The sequence below is a fragment of the Burkholderia sp. JP2-270 genome, from assembly GCF_003233675.1.
GTDB classification, from domain to species: domain Bacteria; phylum Pseudomonadota; class Gammaproteobacteria; order Burkholderiales; family Burkholderiaceae; genus Burkholderia; species Burkholderia pyrrocinia_C.
Genome location: NZ_CP029826.1, coordinates 818,502 through 842,658, shown reverse-complemented (window position 1 = coordinate 842,658; position 24,157 = coordinate 818,502). Strand labels below are relative to the sequence as shown.

The following is a 24,157-nucleotide window of genomic DNA, read 5'->3' as shown; positions in this document are numbered from 1 at the left end:
CCTCAGGGGTCAGGCGGGCTGCAATTCGCGCGCCGCGGGTTGCGTGCCCCTTGCCGGGAGCGGCGCCGCGCCGTCGGCGCCGTGCACGGTCTGGAAGCGGCCGTCGCCGTTCAGCACCACCTCGGTCACGCCGATCTGATCCTCCTCGCCGGCATGCCGGAACGTGGTGGTGATGCGCAGCTTGACGCCCGCTCGCTCGGGGGTGCCGGAACCGCGCCCGATATCGGCGCGCACCAGCGCGCTCCAGCCGTCGAGCATCTGCCCGTCGCCCGGCGAAATCGCGACGTCGCCGACCGCGCCGCCCTGCCACGCCCAGTCGATCGTCACCGGCGCCGACGTGCGGCCGCTCGGTCCGTCGATGTACGGCCAGTCGTCGAGGGCGATGCGCTGACCGGTCATGCGCGGCTGGCCGGCGCCGCCCGCCAGCGCATTGGCGGGCTGGACCAGCCCGGCCAGCTGCGCAAGATCGTAGCTGCGCCCGTCACGGCTCTCGGTGCGCCGGGTCAGGGTCACGCCGAAGCCGAATTCGCCGCCCGCGGCCGGCGGTTCGACGCCGAGCGCGTAGCCGGCGCCCGCCGCGCTGCCGCGATTGATCAGGTGGCCGAACGTGCCGCCCGCATGCATGAGCTGGATCACGCCGATGCCGGCCGCGGCCTCGTATTCCGACACGAAATCCTCGTAAGTCATGATGTAGCGGCTGCCGGTCGCGTGGGTCGGCGGCAGGGTCCGCGCGCCGGGATGGCCCGGCGTGCCGACCACGCGGTCCAGCGGATCGGTGATGCGCACGAAATACGCGTCGCCGCTGCGATACATGCCCGTCACCACCACCGCATGGAAGAAGTTGACCGGCGCGCGCACGACTTCGGCGACCCAGATCGGCCCGTTGGCCTCGAGCAACCGCCGAAAGCCTTCGGGCGCGAAGCACGCATTGGGTTCGACCGTGAGGCTCGACGCCCCGGCGAAGACCGCCACCTCGGCCGGCTTCAGGCCATCCTGCATCTGGCGCTCGAGGCTGATGCAGCGCGCGAGCAGCGCCGGGTCGACGCTCTGGTTGTCGCGCCAGCCGATCACCATCGACGCGGCCGTCGCCCAGCACCCCATGTCGGTAGGCTGCGGGGTCAGCTGCACCTCGTCCCAGTTCACCGTCCAGTCGTCGGCGCCCAGCGCGCGCGCGGTGCCCGGCGCGACCGACAGCGCCTGGCCGATGCCGAAGAAGCTGCGGCTCGGGATCGGCGCCTTCAGGTGGCCGACATACGCGAGCGTTCCCGGGGCCATCGTGCCGGTCGACAGGCTGGCGAGATCGCCCGGCGGCACCCAGTGCGGCGGCACGCTGACGATCGGCCTGCCCGCGTCCTGGAAGGACTGGGCGACCAGTTGCGAGCAGAAGAAGTTGTCGGTGTCGGCGCCTTCGCCGAGCTCGATGCGGCCGACGAAACGGCGGCAGCGCTCCGCCGCGTCGCCCGACAGCAGTTCGCACGCGTGGCGATCGATCAGGTAGCCGCCGCAGCGGACCAGCCCGACATAGTTGAAGCCGCGATCGAGGTAGCGCGCGGCGGCATCGGCGACCTGCCGCTTCTGCGCATCGGTCAGGCCCGGCACCCGGAACGCGACCGCGAGGCGCGCGTCGGCCAGCGCATCCGCGAGCGGGCGCAGCTGGACCCCGCCGGGAATCGCCTCGATTACCTGCCCGCCTTGCCCGACATAGAGCATCGCATGGCTGACCTCGGCGCCGGAGCCGGCACGAATGACGCCGGAGCCGGGATTGCCGGTGGTGCTGAGAATGATGTCGCCGATCTCCAGCGCATCGGTGCCGATCGACAGGCCGCCGACGCCCGGATCGAGCGGAATGTCGTCGCCGAGGCCGCGGGCGGCGAGCCCCAGCGCCTGGCCGGCCGACTGCGGCTGGCAGGTGCGGCTGTTGACCAGCCGCATGAAGTAGTCCCAGTCCCAGTTGCCGTCGGGGCACGCGGTATGGCCGGTCGACGTGTCGGCCTCGCGATGGCCCATGATCGTGGTGCGATTGATCGGCAGCTGATACTTGTCGCACAGCGACGCGACCAGCGCCGCCGAGGTTTCGTACTGGAGCGGGGTCGGCGCCAGCGCGTCGAAATGCTGGACGGTGCCGTTGCGGCGCGGGTAGTCGGCGCCGCCGCGCTTCACCGCGATATGCTCGATGCCGATGCTGCGCTGGTTCGAGCCCTTGCAGTGCCACGCCGTGTCGGCCTCGGAGACGAACTGGACGACTTCGCCCGCCTGCCCGACCAGGTAATGCGAACTCACCTTGGACGCGGCATTGGTGAAGGTATTCACCACGTGCTGCACGGTGGGCACGTCGGCGATGTGGATGACGATGCGGTCGATCGTCCTGCTGCCGCGCCCCTCGTCGAAATTCGGGCTGGCCGCGGTGCGCGTGACGAGACTGTTCTCGCGCGCCCCCAGCGCCAGCGCACTGGCCGTTGCGGACGGCTCGGCGGCCGCGTCGTCGTCGCTGTACGGCGGCGTATCGATACCGTACGCCTCCGGGTCGTCGCTCAGGCTGCGCGACCACGCGAGCGACGACGAGGTGGCGAGCGTGCCCGACGCGGCGCGCGAGACGCCGACGAAGATGCTCACCGGGCTGCCGACGCTGACGCCGGCCGACAGCGTGACGCCGACGAATTCGTTGCGGGCGTTGAACAGCGCCGAGATGCCGCCCGCCGGGGCTTCGCCGATCATCACGCCCACCGACGTGCCGGCGCCCGCGAAATCGTCGATATGCCCGCGCAGCAGGCTGACCTGGCCGGTGACGCTCGCCGACACGATGAAGCCGAAGTCGAGCTCGCCCGCCGCGAAAGCGCCGATGTCGTCGCCATTGGCGTCGAAGATGAGGCCGACCGAGCCCGAGCCCCCGGCCTCCAGCCCGGCGCCCGCGCCCGCGCCGATCGAGACCGACAGGCCGTTGCGCATCGCGACCGGCAGCAGCAGCAGCAGCGACGCGGTGGCCGGATTCGCGCTCAGCATCGCGCGCAGCGCGGCCCGCTCGACGGTCGAGAGCTTGCGCGGCCGCGGCCAGGTAAAGCTGCGGCGCTCGCCGGCAATGCGGAAGTCGGCATCGTCGCCCATCCCCTGCGAGACGGGCGCCGGCGCGGCGGCAGGCGCCGGTGCCGGCGCAGGGGGCGTCGCTGCGACCGGCGCTGCGGCGTGCAGCGGCGGCAGCGGGCCGAACCCGTCGTCGTAGTGGACGTCGTGGTGTGGCGCGGCAGCTTCGACGCCCGGCTGCGGCGCGGCGGGAACGGCTGCCGGCGCGGCTGGCGCCGGCACGGCGGTGGCGCCCGGCCGGGTGCCGTCGCCCGCCCAGTTCAACAGCGGGCTCCTGACGCCGGCCCCCCCGCGCGTCGGGAACATGAGGACCCTGCGCAACCCCCGGTCGCTGAGCCCCGACAGCGACACGTAGGGGCTGTCGGCGTTCGGCAGGACGTCCACCGTCCATGCGTCGGCATCGGGCGACGCGGCGGTGGCGAGACCGAACCACAGCCGGCCCGCGCCCGCGAAACGCGCCAGCACCGCCGGCGGCACCATGAACACCGCTTCGCCGCGCGGGATCGCCAGCAGGCCGTCCTCGCGGCTGGTGTAGAACGTCGACGACGTGCGGCCTTCCTTGCGCACGAACAGCGCGGGATCCGAGGCGATCACCAGTTCGGCGACGCACGGCGCGTGGCCGACGCGAATCGTGAAGCCCAGCATCGGGAAGCGGTCGGTCACGACCATGCGGTTGGGATGGAGTTGCGCTGCCATGTCGTGTCCTCAGCTCTGGTTTTGATCGGGCTCGTCGCGACGGCCGCCGAGCATAGGCTTGCTGCGCGCATCGATCGCGCGCTGTTCGAATTCCTGCGGGGGAAGAATCGCCAGATCCGGTTCCGGTTCGGCGATGTCGGCAATGTCGGGGATGTCGTGATGCGTCGCTTCGAACTGGGCGATCGAGCGCGCGAGCAACTGCGCCAGCAGCTTGGCGTGAACCGGGCTGACCGCGATGCGGCTCATCAATTGGACGCTGCCGGACTGCGGCTCGACCTGGCCGGCATCGATCAGGAACTCGAACGCGTTATGCCCGACCTCGAAATAATTCGCATAACTGGCCAGCAGCGGCCGTGGCTGGCCGGCCGGCTGCGCCGGGTCCGGCGGGGCGTCCTGGAGTGGCTCGATGACGTGCACGACGGCCTCCTTGCATGGCGACGGGCGGTCTGTCCGTCGATCTTCGCAAGGAGCGGGCCAACCCGCGGGCGCTGACGCAAGCGCATGATTTGCCGTGGAATTTCCCGGTCGGACCGGAATGCGTGAAGGCTGCCGGGCTGTACCATGTGACAGCCGCGCTGTCACACTGATGCAGTGTTGCCGCCGTCCAGGTTGTACTTGGCCAGCTTGCGGTACAGCGTCATGCGCGACCAGTTCATCTGGCGCGCCGCTTCCATCTTGTTCCAGTTGGTCTGGCGCAGTACCGAGACCAGCCGCTCGCGCTCGTGTTCGCCGGCGGAAAAGTCCTGCACGAACAGGCGGCGAAACGCAGGCGGCAGGTCGCCCAGCCCGAACGGGCGCCCTTCCGGCGCATCGATGAACAACGCCTCGACCAGGTTGCGCAGCTCGCGCACGTTGCCCGGCCACCGGTAGTGCCGCATGCATTCGAGCAACGCCGGATCGGGCCGCCCCACCCGCATCGCACGCCGCTGGTTGTGTTCGGCGACGAAGTGATCGACGATCGACGCGATGTCTTCCGGCCGTTCCCGCAGCGGCGGTATCTCGATGCGCGCGACGTTCAGGCGATAGAACAGATCCGGGCGGAAACGGCGTTCGGCGACCAGATCCTCCAGTCTTTCGTTGCTGGCGGCCACGATCCGGACGTCGACCGCGCGTCGGCGCAGCGAGCCGACCGGCATCACCGTGCGGTCTTCGAGCAGGCGCAGCAGCTTGGCCTGGACGGCGGGCGGCATCTCGCTGATTTCGTCGAGGAACAGCGTGCCGCCGTCGGCCTCGACGAAGCGGCCGGGAAACGCGTTCTGCGCGCTGGTGAAAGCGCCGCGCTCGTGGCCGAACATCTCGGATTCGAACAGGCTGTCGGGCACGGCGGCACAGTTGACCGCGATGAATGGCTTGCCGGTGCGGGCGCTGAGGCGATGGACGGCGGCGGCGACGCGCTCCTTGCCGGTGCCGGTTTCGCCGGTCACGAGCACCGTCGTATCGGTCTGCGCGACCTTCGCCAGATAGCGGCGCAGGTCGGTCATCGCCGGGCTCGAGCCATGCAGCCCGAGTGACGTCGCCTGAATGCTTCCGGTCGTGCTCATGCGCGCGCCGCTCGGCTAGCAAACCGCTGACGGGTTATGCGCAGCCCCGATTTTCATCGCCACTTTCCCCCCGCTGGATATTGAGGAACAAGACAACCATCCTCGATGGCGATTGTCGGCACGCGTTTAATTAGTACTTTGCGATGCGTATTGAATGGATAACCGCGTGTCCCGGCGCCGGCTGATAATCAGTGTAGTGTCATTATCGATATTCGTACAACCTGCCGACCATCGGCGCTTGCGCACGAAATGCCCGGCCGCCAATGCGCCGGCGCAAAAAGCGAACAGGCCATTTCACGCATTTTCATAGCGGAATCGACTGGCCAAGGAGTTTGGTCCGAGCACGCCGACCATCCACGGCCGGGTTGCCCGGGCCGCATCGCGCGTCATCGCACGCGCGGGTGCCGTGCCATACGAATCGCCGGGATGCCCTCAACCCGTCCGACGCGCACTCCGCACCGGCTCACGCGACGGCGTCTCGACCGCAGATTGCATGAACCGCTGATCGACCGTCGCGGAAATGCGTCGTGCGGTATCGCACAGCGCGACGCCGATCTGCCTGATCGACATCGCCCCGGCTTCTCCCGAGAGCGCCAGGTATGGGCAAGCGAGGATGGCGATTGCCGAGCCCGACTTGTCGACGATCGACGTTGCGATATCCGTGATGCCGGGAATGCGCTCATTCGGGCGGCAGATATAGCCGTCTACCTGATGGGTCGGCAATGCTTCGTCACTGCGCGGCCGATTCCATGACTCGACGTCGTGCCCGATTGTCCGAAGCAATCGGGTTCGCACGTCTTCGTTCTGAAAAGCCAGGTACATCTCGCCCGCGGCGCTGCCGTGCAGCGGAACGCGCGTGCCGACCCGGACTGCCAGGTTCCATTCCGTTTCAGCGCTGGCGGTTGCGATGACAACCATCATGTCGCCATCGAATACCGTCAGGTAGCACGACTGGACGGTCTGCAATGCGAACTGCTGCAGCAGCGGCGTGACAAGTGCGCCGAGCGATCGTGTCGGCGCATGATGCTGTCCGAGGAAATAAAGCTTCATGGTCAGCGCGTAACGGTCGTAACGATCCACCCTGTAGATGTACCCCCGCTCCTCGAGCACCTGCATCATCCGATACAGTTCGCTCCGGCTGCGCTTCAACGCGCGACAGATGTCCGCCTGCGCCATTCCGTACTCGCGACCGATGAGCAACTCGAGAATATCGAGGCCCTTCTCGAGCGCCGGCGCACGATAATGCGCTTTTTTCCTGAGCCCTGAACCGTCGGGATCAACCGGATCTTCGTTTGGATTCCGCATGTGAAACGATACCTCTGGAATTCATCTCATTTGAGCGCGCGTCATGCGGCGCTGCTGCGAATGCAGCAAAAATATCGTGGAAACCGCTCACGAAGGCCGAATCGCATGGATCACGCCGCGCAGGTTTCCGGATGACGCCTCCTTTACGCGCGGCAGTGCGGCATGCACCTGGTTGCGCAGTTGCGGAAGCGCCGACACGAACCGGTCCAGTACCGCCGCCAGATGCGTGGCGCGCATCGCGTCCTCGGGCTTCAGCAAGAAGCTGTCCGACAGACCGAAATGACTGAAGAGCCCCTGGAACTTGTCCTGGTAGGTCAGCGCCGCGACGGGCACACCCATGCCAAGACTGGCGATCGCCAGATGCATGCGCCCGGTGACCACACCGTCCACCTGCCCTGAAATGGCCTTCAGTTCCGCCGCCGACATCCTGGTGCGCGGGTAGCAAAGCCGCTCGCCCATCGTCGCGGCCAATGCGTGATGCAACGGCTCGAGACAGGTATCGTCGCCGTCCCGGCCGCGATAGTCGTGGGACAGCAGCACGATGCTGATCCGATGAAGCTTCGCGAGTTCGCGAATGGCTGCCTGTGCCGACGCGACCAGCGCAGCGATATCGTCGTCGCTGGCCCGGCGGATCAGCATCGGGTGAAGGTTGAATGCGATCACGATGTCGCCGGCCGCGCGGCGCGCTTCGACCCACGCGGCCGTGCCCCTGACGCAATCGGACGAATCGTCCGGTTCGAGCATGAAGGCTGAATCCGCCACGAGCTCCGCGCTCGCCGAACTGAAACGCCTGAATCGATCGAGCGAGACGCCGTCGCGGACGTTGACCAGCAGCCGCGCGTCGATCCGATCGAATGCATGCCGCAACTGCATGTACGGCAAGCGGTTGAAGCTGAAGCCGAGAATCGTGCCCGGCACGCCGCGCCTGACCAGCAGATCCGCCGTTGCCAGCAACCTCAGCGACGTAATGGGCGAATAGTAGCCGTCCATCACGTCGGCGCCGATGACGACCACCGCGCTGGGTCGCAGCGCGGCAAGCCGTTCGACCGTGTCCGTCAGGCGCCATGGCTCGTTCCACGCGTCGACAGCATGCAAACCGAGCTGGGTCGCCGCGTCTGCTGCCGCGGGCGTGGCCGTGACGACCGACACCTTCAACTCGCCGTTCGCCTGTCGCAACCGCTCGACGACCGCGCGCAGCATCGCTTCATCGCCTTTCGAGCCGACCAGCGTCCACGGATCGCACGGCAAGATCAGCAGATGGGCGCCGGATGCGCCGTCGTCGCCCGTGATGCCTCGCATGGCCTCACGACGCCATTGCATGGTCAATCGCTTCACATACAACCACACGCGAAGCCGCTGCTTCAGACCGGCCAGTTTAGACATGTTCGATTCCCCTGAATGATTCGATGGTTTCGATGGAGGCATCCGTCAGGCCGGTGCGGCGACCGGCGGCCGCCGCTGGAGCGTCTCGCGAAGAACGCGAAGCTGCGCGTCGTGCCACGCTCGCGCGGAATCGCGCGCCGCCGCACCCTGGGCAATCCGATGCGCGCGATCCGTCGCGAGCCGGACTACCGCATCCGAAAAGCCCTGCGGATCGCCGTCGCGCACGACAGTCACCCCGCGCAGGTCATGCTCGCCGAGGCCGCGCGCGCCCGTCCGGGTACTGACGATCGGCACGCCGAGCGCCATGCTTTCGAGCAGCTTGATGTTGATGCCGGTGCCGAGCAGCATCGGATTGATCGAGATCGGTGCGATGGCGAATGCGTCGCCCAGCTCGGCGACGGGGCCGCGCTTGACGATGTGCGGCCCGTCAGGGACGGCCGACGCAATCGTGCCGGCGAGATGCACGCGAAACGCCGGCAGCCGGGCCACGATATGCGGCAGGATCTCGTCGACGAAGTATCTGACGGCGTCGCGATTCGGCTGGTTGTCGCTGCCGAGGAAGGTCGCGTCGGCATGCGCGGCACAGTCCACCTGCGGCGGAAACGCCAGCAGGTGACTCAGCACCGCGACCGCCGGGGTATCGCCGCTGCCGAGGCGCGCCGCCAGCAGGTCGCCCTCGTCGGCCTGGATGGCCAGCGCGACATGCGCGCGGCGCAGTCCGTCGCACTCCCGTTGCGGCGGAATCGAAAACATGTAGCGCTTCGCGCCGGGGCGGCCGATGAACGGCACATGCCGGTCCGCAAAGATGTCGTGCGTATCGATGACCTTGACCACCGTATCGGGAAACGCATCCAGCGCGCGCGAATAAAACACGTATTCGACGAACACGGCATCGAATGCGTGGTGCTGCTGCAGCGCGCGCAATTGCGCGGTAAAGCGCTCGCTGAACAATTCGTCGAGCCCCGTGTAGTACGCATGTCGGCTGCCGGCCGCTTTCGCGGCGAGACGACGCACCAGCCAGGCCACCCGCTTGACGCGATATAGTGCCAGCGCCAGGCCCGCGCGGCGCAATATCGACACGCGGTCGGCACCAAACTCACGGCGATGCGCTTCAAGATCCATGCCGCCCGTCTGGCGCGATTCCAGATAGACGAAGTGCACGTCGCAGCCGAGCGATTTGACCGCCCGCGCGAGATTCAGCACGCGACTGCGATTGCCGGCATTGACGGGAAACAGCGGAATGGGCGAAACGATGGCAACTTTCATGAAGCGTTTCCCTTGAGCGGAACCGACGGCAGCGCGCCGCCCGGCGCACCGTGCCGAATGGCGATGAAGGCGCCGACGCGCACGGACTGGCCTCGCGCGAATCCGACTCCGTGGACATAAATGCCTTTCTCGTGATCGGTGTCATACGCAAACGGGCCGCCCGGGACAGGCAGCCATCCGAATCGCGCGTCGTCGAGCGTGCGCGCCGGCGTGTCGATACGCAGCGTCATCGGCGGGTAGGCGCCCACCCGCACGGCCGCATCGCCAGCACCGCCCGCAGCGCCGCCTTCCGGCACACGCACCGACGCGTAGAGATCCCAGCGCCCATCGCGCGGCAGCTTGTCGAGCTTGAGCTGGATTGCCCAGACGCCGGAATAGCCGCGTATCGCTATCGCGGCGCCGTCGAGCGCAGCGGGGTCGGCCACCATGCGCGCGCTGTCGTAGAGATTCACGCGCGAAACATCGATCGCGCGCCAGTCACTGTCCGCGAGGCCCGCCACGAGCGGCGGCGCAACGACGGGATGCCGGTCGATATCGAGCAATGCGCCGAGTGCCGCGAGATTGCCGCTTTGCCGATACTGACGAACGCCCGCGGCCGAGATCGCCGCGTCGAAACTAGCGCGCCGCCCGCGGATATCGAGGTCCCAGCCTTCCTGCGCGGCACGCGCCGCATAGCGGTCGCGCAGCGCCAGGATCACGAAATCGAGCGGCATGCGCGCCTGGCGAACGCGCGCGCTACGCACGGCATCGCCGTCGACCGCACGGGCGGCGGCATCGAAATCCCGCTCCGACTGGCGGACGAAGTCGTACGTGTACATCGACATGCCGACCGGTGTCTGTTCGGCCAGCACGTCGCCGCTCGCACGCAGCGCGGCATGCATGCGATCGATGTAGCGCACGACGGCCGGAGCAGCCGCGCCGTAATAGGCGTCGCAATATTCGCGGACGAGCGTGCGCGGGTTCGCGCTCGGGGTCCAGAGCAGCCGAGCGATCAACCACACGCGCAGGCTCGCGAATTCGCCGCCGCGCGACTGCCAGTCGCCTTCCGCGAAGTAGCCGTCGACGCTCGGCAACGTGGCGAGCCACGCGATGCTGCGGCCGATCGGATAGAAATTCGGCGTCGGCTGGATATAGCCACCAAAGTTCACGACGTGATCCCACACGGTGACGTGCCGCGCGATGTCGCTCCATTTGCGCAGGCCGTCGCGCAGCGACGCGTTGCGGTCCTCGTTCAGCGCGGCGCCGTAGTCGACCTGGATCGTCATCGGATACACGCGAACGTGATCCGGAACCTGCATGCCGTCCGGCGGCGTGAAGCCCCAGTGATAGGCCGGCATCGCGAAACGCGCGCCGGGAACCTCCTGCCGGACCCGCGCCGCCACGTCCCGCACCATATCGAGAAACGCCGCCGACGGGGCACCGCCGTGCGCGTCGGCAAACGCGCGGCTGGCTGCGTCCAGGTCCCAGCCCCAGTCCATATCGCGGATGCCGAACCAGATGCGGGCCGGGTCGGGTTGCCGCTTCAGGCGCTTCACGATCCCGGCCGCCATCGCGGCGCGGACGTCGGCCGACATCATCGCGAGTTGCCCGCCGGCATACCAGGCGGGATGTGCGGCCGCATACCGGTCGCGCGGCACGAGCGTCCAGAAATCGGCGTCACCGTCCCGCGCAAGCCAGCTGCGATCCCACATGTCGATATCGGGCGGGGAAGCGCGATACGACGTGCCGTGCGACTCGCCGTTCAGCAGGTTGTGCGCGCGGAACGGCTTGTCCTCCCCTTCCGCGCTCAACACCTCCCGATACGCGAAGCGCGGAACCTGCCGGACGGGCGCCGTGTCGACGCGCAGCTCGGCCTGTTGCGGCACCTCGGTCGCATCGGGCGCGAGCCACTTCACGCCGAGCTTGCGGTCGAGCCACCAGTACGCGCCGAACAGCGTACCGCGCGGGGTGTCGCCGGCCACGACGAGGTCGTCGCCGCTGCGGCAGACGACGAAGCCGTCGCTGCCGAGCGGCGTCGCGTGTGCCGAACGGCATCGTTCCGCCGCATGCTCGCCGCCGACGACAATGGCCGGCGTCCGGTCGTGCCCGTCGTCCGACACGGCGAACGACGCGCCGCTGATCCGCGACAGATAGTCGGCAATCTCGTCCGCCGCATGTCGCGTCACGGCATCCGTCGCACCGGCGCGAACGAGGTAGCGCGCAACGCCATTCCGCGCGAGCAGCACGCGCGGCGCCGACACCGGCGGTTTTCCGGCGACGACATTCACGACATTCGCGTCGTGCGGCGGCCGCACCGGCTGCGCGCAATCGCCGCCGCGCGCGACCATCGCGCACAACGCGACAGCCGCGGCACGCACGACGACACGAACCGGCGCAGCAGGCTTCATTGCCGTGCGATCCGCGAGACGCCGGGCGGCAACGACAGCGGCACGTGGAACTTGCGGTAGAACCGCCACAGGCTGCGCAGATGATGCCGCCCCGCTCGCGACACGGGGCTCGCCGCCGACTGTCGTTGATGATCGTGCACGAGCGTGACGCCCGGCATGCCGAGCACCCGATAGCCGGCCAGCCAGGTCCGCGCGCACAGATCGACATCCTCCATGTACAGGAAATACGATTCGTCCATGCCGCCGAGCGACTCGAACAGGTCGCGCCGCACCACGAACCCCGTTCCCATCACCCATTCCGCATCGAACGGGTTGCCGCACGACCATGCATCGATCATCAGGTGCTGGTTCATCCGCGCGCGAAAGCGGCCCGAGCGGCCGAGCGCGGTGCGTCGCGCGACGATGTCGAGCCAGCTGTAGAACCGTCGCGCCGAGTACTGGCGCCGGCCGTCGGGATACTGCAGGTCTAGCCCGACGAGCCCCGCCTCCGGTCGTGTCTCGAACAGCTCCAGCACTTTCGCCAGCCCGTTCTCGCTGAAACGCGTATCGGGATTGACCACCAGCACGTAGTCGCGTCGACAGGCGGCCATGCCGAAGTTCACGCCGGAGCCGAAGCCGCGATTGCATGCCGCGCGCAGCAGCCTGACGCCGTGCGGCAATGCGTGCCGCAACCGCGTGTACGAGTCGTCCGGCGACGCATTCTCGACGACGACGATGTCGTCGGCGAGTGCGACGCGTAACGACGTCAATGACGCCACGCATCGTATCGTCAGGTCGGGCGTGCCGTAATTGACGACGATGACGCTGATTCTTCCTTCGGTTTCCATCGTGATACCCCGCGCCGTGGTGGATTGTGTCGGCCGGTTTGCCCGGCTCTGTTCGTTGACATGCGCGTCATGCCGACGCGCCGACCTGCTCGACGAGTTGCCAGAACTTACGCGCCGACGTGTCCCAGTCGAACCGGCGGATCTGCTCCCGGCCTCGCGCGACGAGCGCGTCCCGCCATGCGGCCTCGGTGCCGAGCCGGCGCATCGCGACCGCGATGTCGGCGACCGATAACGGGTCGACGAGCATCGCGGAGTCACCCGCCACTTCCGGCATCGCCGATACGTTCGAGGTCAGCACCGGTACGTCGGATGCCATCGCCTCGAGGATCGGCAGGCCGAAACCTTCGTACTGCGACACGAATGCGACGAACAGCGCGCCCCGGTACAGTTTCGGCATCGCATCGTTCGGCAATACGCCAGTGAATACGAGGCTGTCCGCGCATCGGTGCCGCGCGGCGTGCGCAAGCAGCGACGGGTCGGGGTCGCCGGTCAGCATCAGACGCACGCCGAGCGGCAACAGCCCGCTCGCGCCGAATGCCGCGATCAGCCGGTGCAGGTTCTTGTAGTTGCGCCGGTTGCCCGGATAAAGCACGTACGGAAACGGATAGCCGAGCGTGTCGCGATTGCGCCGGTATGCAGCGTCGGTCCCGTTGTGGATCACGTGAACGCGATCCGGCGGCATGCCCGACCAGCGGAGGAATTCGTCGCGCGTGAACTCGGACACGCAGACGATCGCGGTGCAACGCCGGTACAGCGGACGGAGAACCGTGTCGTAGTAGAAGCGGTGCGCGCGCGTGTAGAAGTGGCGATGCGTGAGGTCGTGCACCACGACGACCGACGGGAAATCGGGCAACGCGGCCGGGACGAACCCGGGATTCCAGAACACGGCGTTGCGGGCCGGCAGCCGCCTCAGCGCGCGGCTCAACGCGAGCGGCGACAGCGGGTGCGCGACACCGCCGCCGACCGCCAACGGATCGATGCGGACGGTCGAAGGCGCGCGCTCGGCATAGGCCGCCATCACGTTGTGGATGCCGGTTCCAACCGGCCAGCGCGTGTCGGCATAGACCGTGAGGGGCGCGCGCTCGGCACGGTCAGTGCATTCGGTCGAAGCGGTGAGGATCGTGCTCATCGTTCAATCCATCCAGCCAAGCAGTCGATGCGACGCGGCGATCCAGTAGTACTTCGCACGCCCGGGATTGCGGCGCACGCAGGACAGCAGGCAGCCGGCGACAGGCCGCGCGATCATGTAAAGGACGTAGGCGAGCGGATAACGATTGATGCGCAGCACGTGCCCGAACCCGCGGTTGTAGCGCCGCCCGCGCGCATACGCATGCTCGTCGAGCACGGCGAGCGGTTCGGGATGATGGACCCGCAGATGCGGGTCGTAGTCGATCCGGCACCCCGCTTGCAACGCGCGCACCAGAAAGTCGACTTCTTCCCCCGCTCCCCAGCGCGTGGTCGCGCCCACGCCGAGGTCCACGTCGAACTGCCCCGCCGCATGCACGGCGGACCGGCGCAGGAAGATCGTGTACGACGTCGCGCACACCCACACGTTGAAGCGGTTGACGGTCTGCGCCGAGGTCGCCCACCGTCCTTGAGACGGCCGGCCCGCGGCGTCGACGCTCATGCCCGTCACGCCGTCGAGCATCCGGTCGGCGGACAAGCGCGCCGCGACCGCATGGAGCATCCCGGGCCGATACCAGCAATCGTCGTCGGGGAACCCGACCACGTCGCCCGTCACGGCCTTCAGGCCGACGTTCGTCGCCCGTGACTTGCCCTTGTCGGATCTCAGATGGACGATCGTCAGCCGATCGCGATACCGGTCGACGATCCGCTCGACCCGGTCGTCCGGGTTCTGGTCGACGACGATCACTTCGAGGTCGGCATAGGCTTGCCGCAGCAGCGAATCGAACATGCGCTCGATCTCGTCGCTACGGCCGAGCGTCGCCATGATGAGAGAGAATTTCATCGCGTAGGTCCGGACGGGAAAATGGATCGGGGCCGCAACACGCGCGGCGCAGCGTGCGCTTTCCGGCGTGCCGCACGGGAAGCGAACGCGAACGACGCGAGATAACCGACGAACAGGTATGACGTTTCGCTCTGGTGCATCGGATTGATCAGCGACCATGCCGCGATCGGCGCGAGCAACACCATCGCGCGCCGGCCCTGGCCGAGACCGGCGAAGAACACCGCCCACGCGAGCAGCCCGATCGGGCCGGCGACCAGCATCAGATCCAGCGGCGCGCAAAAGACGGCGCTCGTGCCCTCGCCGAGCCCACGGACGGCGACGGCCGAGTGCGAGAAGTAATGCTCGACGAAGCCGAAGCCGTGACCGGTCCAGTCGCGGCCGACCAGCTTGATCGATTCCGTAAAGGCAAGCCCGCGCTCCTGTTGCAGCCGGACCTGAAGCTGGTCGCCGGTCAGTTCGCGCGTGAACATGTACAGATAGAACCCGGCCCCGGCGGCCATCGTCAGCACTTTCGCGAAAAAATGGCCGCGCACCTGCAGCAGGATCACGATCGCGCATGCGATCAACACCGTCTTCGATTCGCTCAGCAGCGTCACGACGAGTGCGAGCGCAACGAACTTCACGACGTCGGGAATGCGGCGCGGCGACTGCAGGAAACAGGCGTAGGCGGTCAGGAAGAAAAACGCCGCAAACCAGTTGCGCTCCTTGAACGAACCGTGAATCGCGTTCTGCATGAAGTCGACTTTTTCGTACAGCACCGGGACGTCGAAATACTGCAGCGCGTACTGAAACGCCAGGAACCCCGCGATCGCGACATAACCGAACGGCAACGGCCGCACGCGTGCCCGCGCGCCGTAATAGCGGCCGATCAAATAGAACGCGGGCATCACGAACCCGAATTTCACGATCTGCTCGGTCGCCTTGAAGCGCGGATAGCCGGACAGGAACGTCGTCGACAACGCGACGCCGACGAACAACGCAAAGGCCCAGATTTCCCACGCGCCGACGGGAATCCGGCGCCGCACCAGCAGCACCGGCAGCACGAGCACCGCGAACATCTGACCGAGTTGCGCGCCGCCGATCTTCAGGAACTGGATCGAACTCAGCAGCAGCAGTACGAGCAGGACCGCGTCCGCGAGATCGAAGCGCACCTGCGGCCCGATCGTCGACGCACCGGACGACGACACACGTTGCCGCGGCACCTGCAGCGCGAGGCGGCTCATGTCCGTTGCCTCGCATCGCGCAATGCGATCAGCATCGCCACGGTTTGCCGGGCGGCCTGACGAAGCAACGTCCAGGTTGCGCCGACATAAGCGGCGCCGAAGGCGACGATCAGCAGCGGCAACCTGACCAGAGCCGGCACACCGCCGAGGTGCGCGCCAAGCCGCGATACGATCAGCGCGCAGCCGAACGCAATCAGATACGGCGGCACCAGCCGACCCAGCAAGCGGCCGGGATCGATCGACAGCTCGACCACGACGGCACCGAAGCTGAGCGGCGTGATGAACAGCACCGCGCCGACATACAGCCACGCCAGCCCGGCGACATCGTGCGACGGCAGGCAGACCATCGCGCCCAGCACCAGGACGAGCTTCACGACCGTCAGCCACATCGTGACGTTCGGCCGCCCGCGTGCCGACAGGAATGCACCGTTGACGAACTGGACCGTCTGAATCGCGCCGAGCCCCATCAGCGGCGTCATGATCGCGGCACTGTCGGCCCAGCGCGCGCCGAACAATACGATCGTGATGTCGTGGCTCGACACGGCCATCAGCACGAACAGCGGCGCCGCGACCATTGCGGCAAGCCCCGTGACGTCGAGATAGGTGGCCGCCATTTTCCCGGCGTCGTGCGCGACACGTGACAGCACCGCGAGCGCGACGTCGGTCGCGGCGCGGCACAGCAGTTCCAGCGCCGTCTGGTACAGCCGCGCCCCGATCGCATAGATGCCCAGCCCGGCCGCGCCGTACAGCGCGACGACGATCAGGTCCACGGTGCGCGTCGCGCACCAGTCGATCAGCCTCGACGCGACGACGTGACCGCCGAAGCGCGCAATGGGCCAGAACGTCGACGCGTTCCGGCGGCCGCGCGGACGCCAGACCGGTCTGCGCCAGAGCCAGAGCGCGGACATCGTCATGAAGGTCGCCGCCTGCGCAAGCAGGCTCCACGCACCGGCGCCCGCGATCGCCAGCGCGACCGCCACGGCACCCGCGACGCTCACCGAGCCGAGTTGGCGCATCGCCAGCGTACGGAAATCCAGCCGCCGCTTGTACAGCCCCTCCTGGAACGAACTCGCCGAGCCGATCGGCACGAACGCGCATGCCACCCGCAGGTACGGCGCCAGGCCCGGTACGCCCAGCCACGTTTCGACGCGCCCGGCGAGGACGAACAGCGCGGCCGCGAGCACGACCGCCATGCCGATCGAGCACGCGAACGGCCATTCGAGATCGTCGTCGTCGAGCGATGCGCGCTGAACCAGCGCGTCGCCCAGGCCGCCTTCGGCGATCATCAGGACCAGCGACAACGACAGCGTGACAGCGGCCGCAAGCCCGACGTCTGCCGGGCCAAGCCAGCGCGCGACCAGCAAATAGGTGACGAGCGTGACGAGCTTGCCGCCCCACGCCTGCACCAGCGCCCACGCGAGGCTTCGCACCGTGCGCGCACCGAGCCGCTCGCCGGCGGGTGACGCGCGGTCGCTTGCGGCGAGCAGCGCGATGTCGCGAATCCCGGGCTCAGTGCTCGGTTTCATACGCGTATTTCCCTTCGCCATACGCGCCGTAGACGGCCTGACGCCGCGGCACGTCGTTCAGCACGACGCCGCTGATTGCGATGCCGGCGTTGCGCAGCCGACGCTCCGCCTCGCGAATCTCCGGTATCGAACTGCGGCCATGCCGGACGCACAGCAGCGTCGTCGCGCCGTGGCGGCCGATGGTCGCCGCATCGTGCAGCGCGAGGATCGGGGCCGTATCGACGATGACGATGTCGTAGACACGCGCCGCCGTGTCGAGCAGCATCTTGAAGCGGCCGTCGTTGAACAGCTCCGACGTGCGGGCGACGGCACCGCGCGCGAGCACGTCGACGCCGGCAACCGCCGATTTCTGAACGCCGCGCTCGAGCGCGCCGCTCGCGATCGCGTCGGGCAGGCCGGGCGCCGCCGGCAGCCCGAAGTGACGATGCGACTGACCGCGGCGAATATCGGCATCGATCAGCAGCACGCGCTTGCCGCCCGACGCGAACAGCGAAGCCAGGTTCGCGCAGAGAAACGATTTGCCCGCACTGGGCTGCGGGCTCGTGATCATGATCACGTTGTGCCCCGACTCCGACATCGTGAACTGCAGCGTCGTGCGCAGGCTGCGGATCGCGTCGACGGTCACATCCTCCGGAATTTCCGATGCGAGAACATGCGCGCCCTGTCCCGCATGCTGCTGGTTTCGCACGAGACGCCGCTGCTCCCGACTATGCGGCACCACCGCATAGACAGGTACGCCCAGCACCTGCTCGAGGTGCTCGGAATGTTCGACGCGGCCCCATACCGCCCGCTGTGCGAACGGAGCGGCGATGCCAAGGGCAATCCCGACACACAACGACAGCGCGACCAGCAGCAGGCGCTTGGGCTTGACGGGTTTCACCGGCAGGACTGGCTGGTCGACGGCGCGAACATTGCCGATCTCGCTGCGCCTGGCGATCTCGAGCTGTTGTCCGGTGTTCAGCAGGTTCGTATACAGCTCGGTATTGACGCGCACGTCACGCAACACGCCGAGGCCCTCCCGCTCCGTATCGGGCAACCTGGCTTCGAGCGCCTTCAGTTCCTTCGCCTTGCCCGCCAGTTCCGCCAGGTTGGCGTCGAGCGCCTGCACGGCCGGATGGCCGTCGGCGAACCGCGCGATCAGGTCGACGCGCTTTTGCTTGAGTTCGAGCGTGCGCGTCTCGATGTCCACTTCCTGGCCGAGCAGCAGCTTGCCCTGTTCGTCGAGATCCACCGTCCCCGTGCGCGCGCGAAACGCCGCGTATTTGTCCTCGGCATCCTTCAGCGCCTTCATGACGGTCGGCATGCTGCTCTTCAGCGATGCCAGCGTCGCGGCGGCCTCCTCGCTCCGGTACTCCTTGTTCTGCTGGACGTAGCCGTCGACCACGGCCCGCAGGATGTCCCGGATGCGCGTCCGGTCGTCGCCCTCGAGCGTGACGGTCAGGATGCCGGATTGCTTGGCCTTTTCCTCGACGGTCAGATCGTCCTGGAGCTGGGAGACCGCTTCGAGCTGCGGGATACGCCTGAGCCGAAACGCCGTGCCCGGCCGGGCGTCGAGGGCCGCGACCAGCAGCGTCAGCGGTTGTGCCTTGTACTGCCCGTGCGCCGGCACGCCGACCTCGCCTTTCAGCACGACGTCGCCGTCCTCGTCCCTGACCACGTAGCGTCCACCGCCTTCGGCGGTCACGTCGAACCAGAGCCCGTCCAGCGCGTCGATGCCGTCGTGGCTTTTCTTGCCGGCCGTCTCGAACGTGACGACGTCGAATCGCTCGCCACCCCAGGCAAACCTCGACAATCCCCAAAGCGGCTGCGCGACGCCGTCGTCCCGATAGCGACGGGCGACCCAGCGGCCGATCAACGGGAAATAGCGCGGTTCGGCGATGATGTTCAGATGCTGCTTCGTGACGACCGAGTCGATCACCATGCGCGCGCGCACGAGTTCGAGTTCGGCCGCGGTCGTGCTCCCGTTGTCGAGCAACGCCGCGATGTCGTGCAACGGCGAATTGCCCGCCGTGGTCGATTCGTTGACCTGGATCGTCGCGTCGACCCGATAGACCGGCGTCGCGAATACGACATACAGCAGCCCGAGCAGGAACACGCCGGCCGCGATGCCCAGCACCATGCGCCACCGGGCCAGCACGATGTCGACGTAGGACGAAAGGGGCGCATCGTCGTACAACGCCGCGTCGTACAGCCGTGCATCGGAAAGGTCTGTCATGGCAAATCCAGTGTCGATCGGGTTCCGGTGGTTCATTTCGCGACCAGCGCGCCGGTCATGCCGGCATTGATGGCGGGCAACAGCAGCGACAGCACGCGGCTGAGTCGGACGAGGCCGTTGCCGTCGACATAAACGACATCCTTCGGCGCCAGCTTGAAGTCGTTCGCGAGCACCATGGCGACCGGCGACTTCGCGTCGAGATGAAACACGTCGGGGGTACTCGAGCCGCGCCCGCGAATCACGTAGACCTGCGCCGTGTCGGCGGTGCCGCTGTTGAAGCTGCCGGCTTGCTGCAACGCATCGCCGAGCGTCAACGAGCCGTCGCGCAGCGGTAGCGCGAGCGTCGGCTTCGCGACCTCGCCCATCACGAACGCGCCGTTGTCCTCGCGCGACTGCACGCGCAGCACGTCCCGGTTGCGCAACAGGATGCTGGCCGGGTCGATGCGTCGTGCGACGAGCCGGGACAGGTTCAGCACGTAATGCTCGTCGCCGCGCATCAGCTCGATGCGGCTCCGATCGGCCGTCGGCTGAAGCCCGCCCGCGCGATCGATGGCCTCGATCAGCGTCATCGGCACGTCGTTGATCGGCTGGACGCCCGGATTGCGCACCTCGCCTTCGACGTAGACCTGCTGGCTGCGGTACGACGTGACGCGCACGGTGACTTGCGGGTCGCGGAAGGTTTTCGTCAACGCGACGCGGAACGCATCGCGAACCTCGGTCGTCGTCCTGCCGGCAACCGCGAGCGTGCCGACATAAGGAAACTGCACGCTGCCGGTTTCATCGACGACGAAGCCGCCGACGGGATCGCTCTGCCGTTGTGTCGACGACGACTGATTCGTCGGCGCCGCCGCGGAAAGTTCGGGGTGGTCCCACACCGTGATCTGCAACACGTCGCCGGCGCCGATCCGATAGCCGCCCTTCGCGCGCTCGCGCAACAGCGCGTCGACGTGCCCGATCGCGTCGCTGTCGTCGCGCATCGATTGCAGCAGGTTGACGTCGATTTCCCGGATCGGCACATCGAGCGACTGCGCCGGTTCGCCGTTTCGCGCGCTGGCCACCGGCAATTCCTGCGAGCCGGTCATCCGCATGCCGGGCGCAACGGCGCATGCCGTCAGGAACACGGACAGCACGAGCGGGGCGAGCGCGCGGCCCCGTCTGCTTCCTGTCGATATACCGTCGAATGATTTGCCCATTGCTGCCTCGTATGTCGCGCTGTCGTCAATTCCGTCCGTGGCGCCGTGCTCGCGGATGTGTTCATTTCGTCGCGTGAGGGTTTGGCCTGCTTCGCCCTCATGCCGCACCGCCCGGTCGATCACCATGACGAACGGGACCAGGGCGGCGCCATGCCCGGCCAGTCGTCTGTCGCGTTGTCGTTCCCGCCGCGCGGCCGAATCGGGACGCGTGCCGCGCCGCGCGTGCGATGTGCCGCCGGCATGCCCAGCGCGTCGATCGACAACGCCCGCATCTGCCGCTCGATCGGCAGCGGCGCGTAGTTGTTGCCGACCGCCGGCGCCGCGACGCCCGACGCGACCGCCGGCTTTGCGATCGATCCGCGCCACGGATTCGAGGTCTGGGAAGCGCTATCCGCGAGCCCCGCGATCCACCGCGGCGCATTCGTCGAAGGGCGCGCCGCCGGCGCACTGCCGTGCGCAGCCGATGCACACGACAGGCCGATGAGCATCGCGAGTCGACCGAGGTGGCGTCGCATCAGCCGTGCCCCCGTGCGGCAGCTGCGGGAATCCGCGCGATCCAGTGCGCCACCGCGCGCTCGATGTGGCGCGCCACGGCATCGAACACTTGCGCCGACTTGCCGACCGGATCCGCGATATCGCATTTCGCGGCATGGTCGAGCTGGAAGACGCGACCGCGCGCGAACGGGTAACGGCGCTCGATCTCGCGACACTGCACGAGCGTCATCGCGAGGATCAGCTGCGATGCGCGCACGTGGCCGAGATGCACCGGTTGCGCGATATGGGACGTGATGTCGAAGCCGCGTTCGCGCATCACGTCGATCGCGGCCTGTGCGGCCGGCCGGCCCGCCAGCGCGATCAGTCCTGCGCAACGCACCTGCACGGACGGCAGCGCGCGTGCCAGCATCGCGCTCGCCATCGGGCTGCGGCATGCGTTGCCGTCGCAGACGACCAGAATGCGTTCGATCATGGCCGGGCTCAGTACGCGTTCGGATGGACGAAGCCCTTCAGCACCGTGGCGGCGACAATCTTCATGTCGAGCCCGAAGGACCAGTTGCGCAGGTAATAGAGGTCGTGCTGGACACGGCCGACCATCTTGTCGAGGTGATCCGTCTCGCCGCGATAGCCGTTGACCTGCGCCCATCCGGTGATGCCCGGCTTGATCCGGTAGCGATGGATGTATCCCTCGACGAGCGGCCGGTACAGGTCGTCGTGCTCGATCGCGTGCGGTCTCGGCCCGACGACCGACATGTCGCCGCGCAGCACGTTGAAGAACTGCGGCAGCTCGTCGAGGCTGGTGCGACGCAGGAACGCGCCGACGCGCGTGATGCGCGCATCGCCCCGGGTCGCCTGGCGTACGATGCCGGCCGGTTCGGCGTGCACGCGCATCGTGCGGAACTTGTAGATCCTGAACACCCGGCCATCGGCGCCTTTCCGGTACTGCGTAAACAGCACCGGGCCCGGGGACGACAGCTTGACCGCCAGCGCGATCAGGCCGAGCAGCGGCGCCAGCGCGACGAGCACTGCCGCCGCGAATACCCGGTCGAACAGCGCCTTCTGCATCAACGCGTGATGCGACATCGGCGATGCGACGAGGTTGATCGCCGGCATGCCGACGAGATCCATCATCGTTCCACCGAGCAACGCGATGCTGCACATGTCCGGCATGAAGCGGATATTGATCAGATCGTCGCCGAACGTCTTCAGCACGCGCCGGATCGTCCGTTCCTCGGAGATCGGCAACGCGAGCCAGATTTCCGTCGCGGCTTCGGCACGCACTGCCGCGGCGAATTCGGTGAAATCCGCGATCGCCGGGATGATGCCGTTGGACGATCCCGCGGGATCGTGGAGCACGACGGGGCGAAACCCGCTTGCCGGCGACAGCGCAAGCGTTTCGATCACACGCACGGCATGCGCGCCGTTACCGACGATCGCCACCTTGCGAAGATTCAGGCCCGCATGCCTGACGCGCGCGAGCATCGTATAGGCAGCCAGGCGAATGACGATGAATCCGCATCCCGCGATCGCCGTCCAGTAGACGAACCACAGCCGCGACACCTGATCGGCGCGATGCATCGCGAACAGCAGCACGAGGTTGCATGCCTGCACGGCGACCCATGCGGCACTGATGCGGCTGATCATCGCGATCCACGACCGCCCGCGCCACGACTGGTACACCTGACATGCCGGAAAGACGGCGAGCGTCAGCATCGCGACAAACGGGACGACCATCGCGTCCGGCCGGCCGAGCGTATCGTCATCGAACCGCACGTGCGACGCGGCCGCCGCTCCGAGCACCACCACGAGCGCATCGAGCAGGCGCGCGATAATCGACTGAAATCCGAACATGGATATTCTCCAGGCGGCGCATGGTGGCGCCTTATTTGCGGTCAAACGAGTCCGTGCCGCTCACCACGCCGACGGACATTTCCCGAGCGACGCCGGACATGCTCCGCCCTCGGTATCCCGATGCATCGACAACACTCATCCCGGGCGTCATTGGCCCGTCGATGAATTAATCAAGAAATTCGCATTCCTATATGAAATTGAATGCGCCTTTATCGAACGGACGGTTCAATTCACGCCGGGAATCCAGACCGCGGACGAACTACCGGTTACTCGGGCTCACGCCCCGCGCCGATGCATGGCCGCCGCAAGGACGTGTCAACACGATTCGGCATGGCAATGGAAATGCCGCGCCCGAACCATCCTGACTGGATTGGCGAATTGACGCGATTTATCGATTTGAATGTCCGGAATCGACCGCTTCGCCCCCGCGTCGCATCCGGATATAGGAGTGTTGATCTGATTCATGATTGGTCTAGCGTTATGGTATTAACTACTTCTGCACATGGCATTTGATGCACGATCCGTGCCACCGAGACGTTCTCTCGTGCTGCAGCTCGGAAAATCCTCGATAAACCAATGACCTATGTCCCAAATTTGAAAGGTATGAATAAATCAAAATAATCCTGTGTAACGTTTGCGCGACTGCGGCGTTCGCATACGTTACGTAACGACACGCCGTAACGCGGCCGACATGAACGGCATTCGGGAGGCTCAGGTCGCTGTCATGTGCATTGCCATCGACAGGCGCACGTCTCTTCCGCGCGCGCTTGGCCGTGCGAGTCCGGGGCTGGGGCTGGGGCTGGGGCCGGGCCCGGTCAGGGCCGCAACGACCACGGACCGATTTCGTTGCCGACATGCGGGAGAGGGATGCGGATGCTCGCGAATAAGGGCTGAATCGAGGCGAGTCATTTCTCGAAGCATGATCGGACTTCGAGCGATCAGCTATCGAAAATAGGGGTAGACATTCGAGTTCTGACACGGCATGAGCGTTTTTCCCGATTTCCCCCGGGAAATGGCCGATGCGGCAAGAGAGACGTATGGCGCGCTTCTTTCATCGCCTCCGGGCGATTTTTTTAATGCGTGTGCCTTTTATATCGACAGGGGCATAATTTCCGGCTCACCTGCGGCCAACTCTGCGGACACCCCATCCCGGGCTTGCAGCTTCGAATGCCGCACGTTCATTCCCGCTCTCCGAACGGGTA

17 protein-coding genes are annotated in these 24,157 nt (G+C 67.1%); all 17 read right to left on the bottom strand.

Features of this window, described 5'->3' with window-relative positions; all coding sequences use genetic code 11:
* Positions 1-9 precede the first annotated feature (9 nt).
* The 17 genes from DM992_RS36570 to DM992_RS36495 all read right to left on the bottom strand — a co-directional run bounded on the left by DM992_RS36570 (position 10) and on the right by DM992_RS36495 (position 22,955).
* Positions 10-3,774, bottom strand: a complete 3,765-nt coding sequence (locus DM992_RS36570; RefSeq protein WP_239511475.1) for an N-acetylmuramoyl-L-alanine amidase — start codon at positions 3,772-3,774, stop codon at positions 10-12.
* Positions 3,775-3,783: 9 nt separating this feature from the next.
* Positions 3,784-4,191 (bottom strand): DUF3467 domain-containing protein, encoded by a 408-nt coding sequence (locus DM992_RS36565; RefSeq protein WP_111021047.1) that lies wholly within the window; start codon positions 4,189-4,191, stop codon positions 3,784-3,786.
* A 161-nt stretch (positions 4,192-4,352) separates the two neighbouring features.
* Complete coding sequence (locus DM992_RS36560) at positions 4,353-5,315, bottom strand: sigma-54 dependent transcriptional regulator (RefSeq protein WP_111021046.1); 963 nt, start codon at positions 5,313-5,315, stop codon at positions 4,353-4,355.
* A gap of 432 nt (positions 5,316-5,747) precedes the next feature.
* Positions 5,748-6,620: an IclR family transcriptional regulator gene (locus tag DM992_RS36555; protein ID WP_111021045.1), complete on the bottom strand. Its 873-nt coding sequence runs from the start codon at positions 6,618-6,620 to the stop codon at positions 5,748-5,750.
* A gap of 87 nt (positions 6,621-6,707) precedes the next feature.
* Positions 6,708-8,003, bottom strand: a complete 1,296-nt coding sequence (locus DM992_RS43165; RefSeq protein WP_239511474.1) for a polysaccharide pyruvyl transferase family protein — start codon at positions 8,001-8,003, stop codon at positions 6,708-6,710.
* Positions 8,004-8,048: 45 nt separating this feature from the next.
* The gene (locus DM992_RS43160) at positions 8,049-9,269 is read right to left on the bottom strand and encodes a glycosyltransferase family 4 protein (protein ID WP_239511473.1); all 1,221 of its coding nucleotides are present in this window, start codon (positions 9,267-9,269) and stop codon (positions 8,049-8,051) included.
* A complete protein-coding gene (locus tag DM992_RS36545; protein ID WP_239511472.1) occupies positions 9,266-11,656 on the bottom strand; it encodes a DUF4838 domain-containing protein in 2,391 nt (796 codons plus the stop codon). The genes DM992_RS43160 and DM992_RS36545 overlap by 4 nt, the downstream gene beginning before the upstream one ends.
* Positions 11,653-12,483 (bottom strand): glycosyltransferase family 2 protein, encoded by an 831-nt coding sequence (locus DM992_RS36540; RefSeq protein WP_111021044.1) that lies wholly within the window; start codon positions 12,481-12,483, stop codon positions 11,653-11,655. The genes DM992_RS36545 and DM992_RS36540 overlap by 4 nt, the downstream gene beginning before the upstream one ends.
* 67 nt (positions 12,484-12,550) lie before the next feature.
* Positions 12,551-13,612: a glycosyltransferase family 1 protein gene (locus DM992_RS36535; protein WP_111021043.1), complete on the bottom strand. Its 1,062-nt coding sequence runs from the start codon at positions 13,610-13,612 to the stop codon at positions 12,551-12,553.
* Between the two features lie 3 nt (positions 13,613-13,615).
* Positions 13,616-14,452 carry a glycosyltransferase family 2 protein gene (locus tag DM992_RS36530; RefSeq protein ID WP_111021042.1) on the bottom strand — a complete coding sequence of 279 codons (837 nt, stop codon included), beginning with the start codon at positions 14,450-14,452 and terminating at the stop codon, positions 13,616-13,618.
* Positions 14,449-15,675, bottom strand: a complete 1,227-nt coding sequence (locus DM992_RS36525; protein WP_239511471.1) for a hypothetical protein — start codon at positions 15,673-15,675, stop codon at positions 14,449-14,451. Before DM992_RS36525 ends, DM992_RS36530 begins: the two co-directional genes overlap by 4 nt.
* On the bottom strand, positions 15,672-17,201 hold the full coding sequence (locus DM992_RS36520; RefSeq protein WP_111021041.1) for an oligosaccharide flippase family protein: 1,530 nt from the start codon (positions 17,199-17,201) through the stop codon (positions 15,672-15,674). The genes DM992_RS36525 and DM992_RS36520 overlap by 4 nt, the downstream gene beginning before the upstream one ends.
* A complete protein-coding gene (locus DM992_RS36515) occupies positions 17,185-19,416 on the bottom strand; it encodes a polysaccharide biosynthesis tyrosine autokinase (protein ID WP_111021040.1) in 2,232 nt (743 codons plus the stop codon). Before DM992_RS36515 ends, DM992_RS36520 begins: the two co-directional genes overlap by 17 nt.
* A 32-nt stretch (positions 19,417-19,448) precedes the next feature.
* Complete coding sequence (locus DM992_RS36510) at positions 19,449-20,609, bottom strand: polysaccharide biosynthesis/export family protein (RefSeq protein ID WP_111021039.1); 1,161 nt, start codon at positions 20,607-20,609, stop codon at positions 19,449-19,451.
* Positions 20,610-20,728: 119 nt separating this feature from the next.
* Complete coding sequence (locus DM992_RS36505) at positions 20,729-21,124, bottom strand: hypothetical protein (protein ID WP_111021038.1); 396 nt, start codon at positions 21,122-21,124, stop codon at positions 20,729-20,731.
* The gene (locus DM992_RS36500; RefSeq protein WP_034185017.1) at positions 21,124-21,576 is read right to left on the bottom strand and encodes a protein-tyrosine-phosphatase; all 453 of its coding nucleotides are present in this window, start codon (positions 21,574-21,576) and stop codon (positions 21,124-21,126) included. The genes DM992_RS36505 and DM992_RS36500 overlap by 1 nt, the downstream gene beginning before the upstream one ends.
* An 8-nt stretch (positions 21,577-21,584) precedes the next feature.
* Positions 21,585-22,955, bottom strand: a complete 1,371-nt coding sequence (locus DM992_RS36495; protein WP_111021037.1) for an undecaprenyl-phosphate glucose phosphotransferase — start codon at positions 22,953-22,955, stop codon at positions 21,585-21,587.
* Positions 22,956-24,157 lie beyond the last annotated feature (1,202 nt).

Excerpts from the sequence above, each read along its gene's own strand:
- DM992_RS36530 (WP_111021042.1), bottom strand. The coding sequence starts at position 14,452 with ATGAAATTCTCTCTCATCATGGCGACGCTCGGCCGTAGCGACGAGATC.
- DM992_RS43165 (WP_239511474.1), bottom strand. The coding sequence starts at position 8,003 with ATGTCTAAACTGGCCGGTCTGAAGCAGCGGCTTCGCGTGTGGTTGTAT.
- DM992_RS36570 (WP_239511475.1), bottom strand. The coding sequence starts at position 3,774 with ATGGCAGCGCAACTCCATCCCAACCGCATGGTCGTGACCGACCGCTTC.
- DM992_RS36495 (WP_111021037.1), bottom strand. The coding sequence starts at position 22,955 with ATGTTCGGATTTCAGTCGATTATCGCGCGCCTGCTCGATGCGCTCGTG.
- DM992_RS36520 (WP_111021041.1), bottom strand. The coding sequence starts at position 17,201 with ATGAAACCGAGCACTGAGCCCGGGATTCGCGACATCGCGCTGCTCGCC.
- DM992_RS36535 (WP_111021043.1), bottom strand. The coding sequence starts at position 13,612 with ATGAGCACGATCCTCACCGCTTCGACCGAATGCACTGACCGTGCCGAG.
- DM992_RS36510 (WP_111021039.1), bottom strand. The coding sequence starts at position 20,609 with ATGGGCAAATCATTCGACGGTATATCGACAGGAAGCAGACGGGGCCGC.
- DM992_RS36505 (WP_111021038.1), bottom strand. The coding sequence starts at position 21,124 with ATGCGACGCCACCTCGGTCGACTCGCGATGCTCATCGGCCTGTCGTGT.
- DM992_RS43160 (WP_239511473.1), bottom strand. The coding sequence starts at position 9,269 with ATGAAAGTTGCCATCGTTTCGCCCATTCCGCTGTTTCCCGTCAATGCC.
- DM992_RS36560 (WP_111021046.1), bottom strand. The coding sequence starts at position 5,315 with ATGAGCACGACCGGAAGCATTCAGGCGACGTCACTCGGGCTGCATGGC.
- DM992_RS36555 (WP_111021045.1), bottom strand. The coding sequence starts at position 6,620 with ATGCGGAATCCAAACGAAGATCCGGTTGATCCCGACGGTTCAGGGCTC.
- DM992_RS36525 (WP_239511471.1), bottom strand. The coding sequence starts at position 15,675 with ATGAGCCGCCTCGCGCTGCAGGTGCCGCGGCAACGTGTGTCGTCGTCC.
- DM992_RS36540 (WP_111021044.1), bottom strand. The coding sequence starts at position 12,483 with ATGGAAACCGAAGGAAGAATCAGCGTCATCGTCGTCAATTACGGCACG.
- DM992_RS36545 (WP_239511472.1), bottom strand. The coding sequence starts at position 11,656 with ATGAAGCCTGCTGCGCCGGTTCGTGTCGTCGTGCGTGCCGCGGCTGTC.
- DM992_RS36500 (WP_034185017.1), bottom strand. The coding sequence starts at position 21,576 with ATGATCGAACGCATTCTGGTCGTCTGCGACGGCAACGCATGCCGCAGC.
- DM992_RS36515 (WP_111021040.1), bottom strand. The coding sequence starts at position 19,416 with ATGACAGACCTTTCCGATGCACGGCTGTACGACGCGGCGTTGTACGAC.